General features: G+C 45.8%; 6 protein-coding genes. 1 reads left to right on the top strand and 5 read right to left on the bottom strand.

Annotated features, from left to right (window positions below):
* Positions 1–155 precede the first annotated feature (155 nt).
* The 4 genes from EWV68_RS04395 to EWV68_RS04380 all read right to left on the bottom strand — a co-directional run bounded on the left by EWV68_RS04395 (position 156) and on the right by EWV68_RS04380 (position 2,511).
* The gene (locus EWV68_RS04395; RefSeq protein WP_012264377.1) at positions 156–599 is read right to left on the bottom strand and encodes a DUF3531 family protein; all 444 of its coding nucleotides are present in this window, start codon (positions 597–599) and stop codon (positions 156–158) included.
* Between the two features lie 102 nt (positions 600–701).
* Complete coding sequence (locus tag EWV68_RS04390) at positions 702–1,283, bottom strand: CPBP family intramembrane glutamic endopeptidase (RefSeq protein WP_287168944.1); 582 nt, start codon at positions 1,281–1,283, stop codon at positions 702–704.
* On the bottom strand, positions 1,280–2,338 hold the full coding sequence (locus EWV68_RS04385) for a DUF3326 domain-containing protein (RefSeq protein WP_287168943.1): 1,059 nt from the start codon (positions 2,336–2,338) through the stop codon (positions 1,280–1,282). Before EWV68_RS04385 ends, EWV68_RS04390 begins: the two co-directional genes overlap by 4 nt.
* Positions 2,335–2,511, bottom strand: coding sequence for a DUF8621 family protein (locus EWV68_RS04380; RefSeq protein ID WP_002762817.1), 177 nt, complete (start codon positions 2,509–2,511; stop codon positions 2,335–2,337). The genes EWV68_RS04385 and EWV68_RS04380 overlap by 4 nt, the downstream gene beginning before the upstream one ends.
* A gap of 206 nt (positions 2,512–2,717) precedes the next feature.
* Here EWV68_RS04380 and EWV68_RS04375 point away from each other — a divergent pair, with 206 nt between their 5' ends.
* On the top strand, positions 2,718–3,272 hold the full coding sequence (locus EWV68_RS04375) for a Uma2 family endonuclease (protein ID WP_287168942.1): 555 nt from the start codon (positions 2,718–2,720) through the stop codon (positions 3,270–3,272).
* 45 nt (positions 3,273–3,317) lie between these two features.
* On the opposite strand, the gene EWV68_RS04370 is transcribed toward EWV68_RS04375, so the two are convergent.
* Positions 3,318–4,160 (bottom strand): Rpn family recombination-promoting nuclease/putative transposase, encoded by an 843-nt coding sequence (locus EWV68_RS04370; protein WP_287168941.1) that lies wholly within the window; start codon positions 4,158–4,160, stop codon positions 3,318–3,320.
* Positions 4,161–4,282 lie beyond the last annotated feature (122 nt).

The following is a 4,282-nucleotide window of genomic DNA, read 5'->3' as shown; positions in this document are numbered from 1 at the left end:
GGTGTGGGGTGTGGGGTGTGGGGTGTGGGGTGTGGGGTGTGGGGTGTGGGGTGTGGGGTGTGGGGTGTGGGGTGTGGGGAGAATAAATAAATAAAAATAAACTCCTGACTCGGAGAATACTGACTCCACCAAGAAACTTTTTTAGTAAACCCTAATTATTCGCTAAAGAGATAATTGCTGCGATCGCTAACCGTCCAATCTTGATTTTCTCCACCGATAATTAAACGTTTAATATCGACAAAATCCTTACTTAATTGGGTCAAGGCATTGATTAAAATATCCAAAGCAATAAGATCGCTAGTACCAAGGTCAAACCAACAACGTCCCCAAGTACCTAAGTATTCAAAATCGGTCATATTGTGCATCGGTGACATAAAGGCATTTTCGGCCATATCTGGATCGTATTCCATATAACTAATATCGACTCCCACCTCCTGTACCTGTAGGTTTTCGGCATTGAAAGCCCCTAATTTACCCAAATAAAACCAAGAGGCAAAAACTTCTTCTACATACTGCTGTTCCATATTCGAGGGAACCGTCGAAAATTCCAGCCAAAACCAGACATCAAAAGGATTAAATTCGCGAAATTGTACTTCCATTTTTTTTATAGGAGACAGGAGTAGTCACTGATAACTGATAACTGATAACTGATAACTGATTACTGATAACTTCCCCACTGATAACTGATAACTGATAACTGATTACTGATTACTATGCTGTAATTTCCAGAGAAAACTAGCGAGGAGATTGGTGATAATATGAGCGAGGATCGGGATTAATAAATTACCGGTGATGATGACGGTATAACCGAGGGCGAAACCGACAACAGTTGCCCAGATAACATAGGGCCATTGTTGGGAACCGCTAAAATGGAGAATACCAAAAATTAGACTAGAAACGGTTAAACCAAAGATATTTAAGCCCAAAGCTGGCAAAATCACCCCGCGAAATAATAATTCTTCACTTAACCCCGGCAGTAATCCAATCCAAATTAAATCGGGCCATGCTAAAGGTTTAATGACTAATTCTAAGTAAGCGTTAGCACTATGGCGATAACTAGGCCAAAAACCATAGAGAAGCCCACTAATTCCACTAATTGCCCCCGCTAAGGCTAATCCGAACAGGAAATCCGGGAGAGTCCAGCGAATGGCGGGAATAGCGATCGCACCGAAATATTGCCAAACTTTGGCGACTACCAGCAAGATAATCGCCGTTACCGCCATAATGGTGAGGACTTGTGTGCGTGTCAGGGGATCAAATTCGGGATTAGGGGAATTAGTCACGGATTCTCGGATAAACAGCGTAAAGAGTTTAAATTAGGGCGAAGAGATGCGAGGTTAACCCCTGCCCGTTGACAAACGATCGCACCGATCGCCTCCATATACGAGTGTACCCTAATTGCTTTCACCCCTAGGGGTTCTGGGGCCACCTTCATTCTTGTACTATTTTTCTGCACAGCAATCAGTACGGTTTTTTCTTGACAAAAACTTAGAACTGTGCTAGAGCCGCAGGCACTGGCGGGAACGATCAGCGCGTCCACCTCCCGGCTCCAAATAGCATCGGGACCGGGCCGCTTGACCAATTGGGGGGCGCGACTTAAACCCACCAAAACGCAGGGTAAAAAAGTATAACCGATTTCTTCGGCCGCGGCCTTGGGGGAAAGTTGCGGATCGAGGGGCAGCGGACTTAAAGCGGGAGCGTGGGCCGCCGGTATTTGGAATTGTCGCACCACCAGATGGGAAATCACCGCTTCGGCCCCGGCAAGGGGATCCACCCCCTGACCATGGCGATAATTAGCCAGGGCAATGCTATCGGGATCGTCGGGAAAACGGGCAACAATGGCGATCGCTTCCGCTCGGCCTTGCTTAATCAGTTTTTCTGCCCCCCGCAGCAAGCTGTCGGGATTGCCAATTGTTCCCCAACTGGCCCCGGAGGCTGCCTCTCGCAACTGCACATTTAAGGGGGCATCGGTGACAAGGTAATCGGTCAGATCTAAGCCTAGGGTGGCCCGGACAGCATCGGCAGCCTGAAGGTGTCTTTGCAAGAGGTCAAATTCAATGGCGCGATCGAATAGTAACCCGATGCGATTTTGATGGACGGGACTTAATCCCCAATCCCCCCGGGCAAAACGATCTAAAGCGTAACCCTCCACATAATAGGTGTTGGCTAGAGGCCAGTACAGTTGTGCGCCGTTGAGGACATTGGGATGGGTAATTAGGCGATCGCAAACTTGGGCGATCGCTCTGGCCACGGGAATGCCATCCCCAGCATAACCGCCAATCGCTGCCCCGATGCCGGTGGGAATAATTAGTACGGCGGTATAGGGACGGGAATTCACGAGGCAGTGGTGACAATCGCTTCGACTTTGACTTGATTATTCTCGCTATCCACTTCTGTGATTGCCCAACGCAAGGGTTCACCCCGTTTGGCTAATTCTTTTTCGATTTCTTGCTGCAGTTGTTGCGGGGTTTCCTGTAGGTCGATTTCGGCACTAATAAAGTGAGTGGTCATGGGGATTGTCTGGGATAGTTATCCCCTCAGTTTATCAAGATTTTGCCCTCTTGCGCTGGTTTATCGGCTCTCTGGGTCAGGAACCACAAAGAGACAAAGGACACAAAGATCGATCGCCGCCATATAAGTTAAACTGATCACACAAAGAATAGGAGAGCCAGATCCGTTCTCGTACTATGATTAATAGTAGGCTTTCCCCTATAGTTATGATCGCAGTTCCCAACTACATCAGTCCCCAAGAATATCTCGCTATCGAGCGCCAGAGTCAGATCCGCCATGAATACCGACGTGGTTTGGTTTATGCGATGGCCGGCGGTACGGATAATCACGAGCGCATCGCCTTCAATTTTCTCAAAGTCATTGACGAACATTTCGGCGACTCTACAGACTGTAGGTTTCACTCGGGTAATGTCAAGGTTAACTATCAAGATCAGTTTTATTACTATCCCGATGCTTTTGTTACCTGCGATCCTCGCGATCGCCAAGATCGTTATCTGAAACGCTATCCGAAACTAATTGCGGAAGTGCTTTCCCCCAGTACGGCCGCTTTTGACAAGGGCGAAAAATTCCAAGATTATCAACAGATAGAAACTTTAGAAGAATATGTATTAATTTCCCAAGAAATCCAGCGCGTGGAATGCCGTCGCCGTAATTCTCTGGGGACATGGGAAACGACTATTTACGAGACAGGCGATCGGGTGATCCTGCAAAGTATTAACCTAGAGTTAGCGATCGCCGATCTCTACCGGGGAATAGATTAAAATGTGAACTACTCTCATGGATAGACCGCATTTAGTTTATTTGTACTAACTGGCTCGGCAATTTTCCAGCCATTGTTCTAAATCTTGTGGTGATTGAAAATCTAACAAAGCTTCTCCCAAGTTTTCTAACTGTTCTAGGTCAAGACTACGGATATTGGGCAATAATTCGGGAGAAATGTCCCCTACACGCCGATTTAATTGACGTAAAACTAGGTTAGCTTCTCCCTCTTGTCGTCCCTCTTGTCGTCCCTCTTGTAAACCTTCCGACCAGATTTCTTGATAGATAACTGATTCTTTCATGATGTCCTTCCTTAATAATCGTTGGATGATGTCTTTCTTTAATACTAACCCGGCTAGAATAGCGGTAGATGCGGCCAGATTACTTTGTTCTCGACTATCGCTGATTTGCTCGATTTCTTGGGCAATTTGCCGCAGTAAGTTTTCTTGTTTCTCAGCTTGAGCGAGTATGGCAAAAGGAAACAGTCCGGGGGCCTTTAATAGGGGTTCCGAGGGTTGTTCCCAAAGTCTAATCACTTCAAATTGATGAGAGGTTTTCCCTTGTTTATAATCATTCTGTCGGACTTTGGGGGAGTCACTTTTCCTTAGATAAATAACCACTTGATGGATAGGTTTACGCGGATAGCGTCGATAGAGTCTGGTGGCATAATCTAGCATTCTATAGGGAATATCTTCTTTAGGGTCGGTTTGGAACTCGATATGTAAGATTAATTCTTCCGACTCCAAAAAGATTAAAGTATCGGCTCTAATTGGCTCTAGGGATAATTCCGAGGGTTTAATTTCTGTTAATTCTAAGGGTTTACCCAGTAACCAAGTGGCCAAGTCTCTCGAATATTCAAGGGCGATAAATTTACAGGTAGAATCATACATTTTCAGGCTCTTCGTTACCCTTTATGCTAAATCAACATACAAGATGCCAAGATAACATACTTCTAACCCAAAAATTCCGAAAGTTTCTAAAGCCATAGCCTCTCCGTTTTATTAGTTTAAGT

The sequence above is a fragment of the Microcystis sp. M_QC_C_20170808_M9Col genome (genome assembly GCF_007095495.1).
Classification (GTDB): domain Bacteria; phylum Cyanobacteriota; class Cyanobacteriia; order Cyanobacteriales; family Microcystaceae; genus Microcystis; species Microcystis aeruginosa.
Note: the sequence above shows the minus strand (reverse complement) of the source record. Positions and strands in the feature narration are given on the sequence as shown.

Bases quoted from the DNA above. Each gene is read 5' to 3' on its own strand.
- EWV68_RS04380 (WP_002762817.1), bottom strand. From the start codon at position 2,511: ATGACCACTCACTTTATTAGTGCCGAAATCGACCTACAGGAAACCCCG.
- EWV68_RS04395 (WP_012264377.1), bottom strand. From the start codon at position 599: ATGGAAGTACAATTTCGCGAATTTAATCCTTTTGATGTCTGGTTTTGG.
- EWV68_RS04375 (WP_287168942.1), top strand. From the start codon at position 2,718: ATGATCGCAGTTCCCAACTACATCAGTCCCCAAGAATATCTCGCTATC.
- EWV68_RS04370 (WP_287168941.1), bottom strand. From the start codon at position 4,160: ATGTATGATTCTACCTGTAAATTTATCGCCCTTGAATATTCGAGAGAC.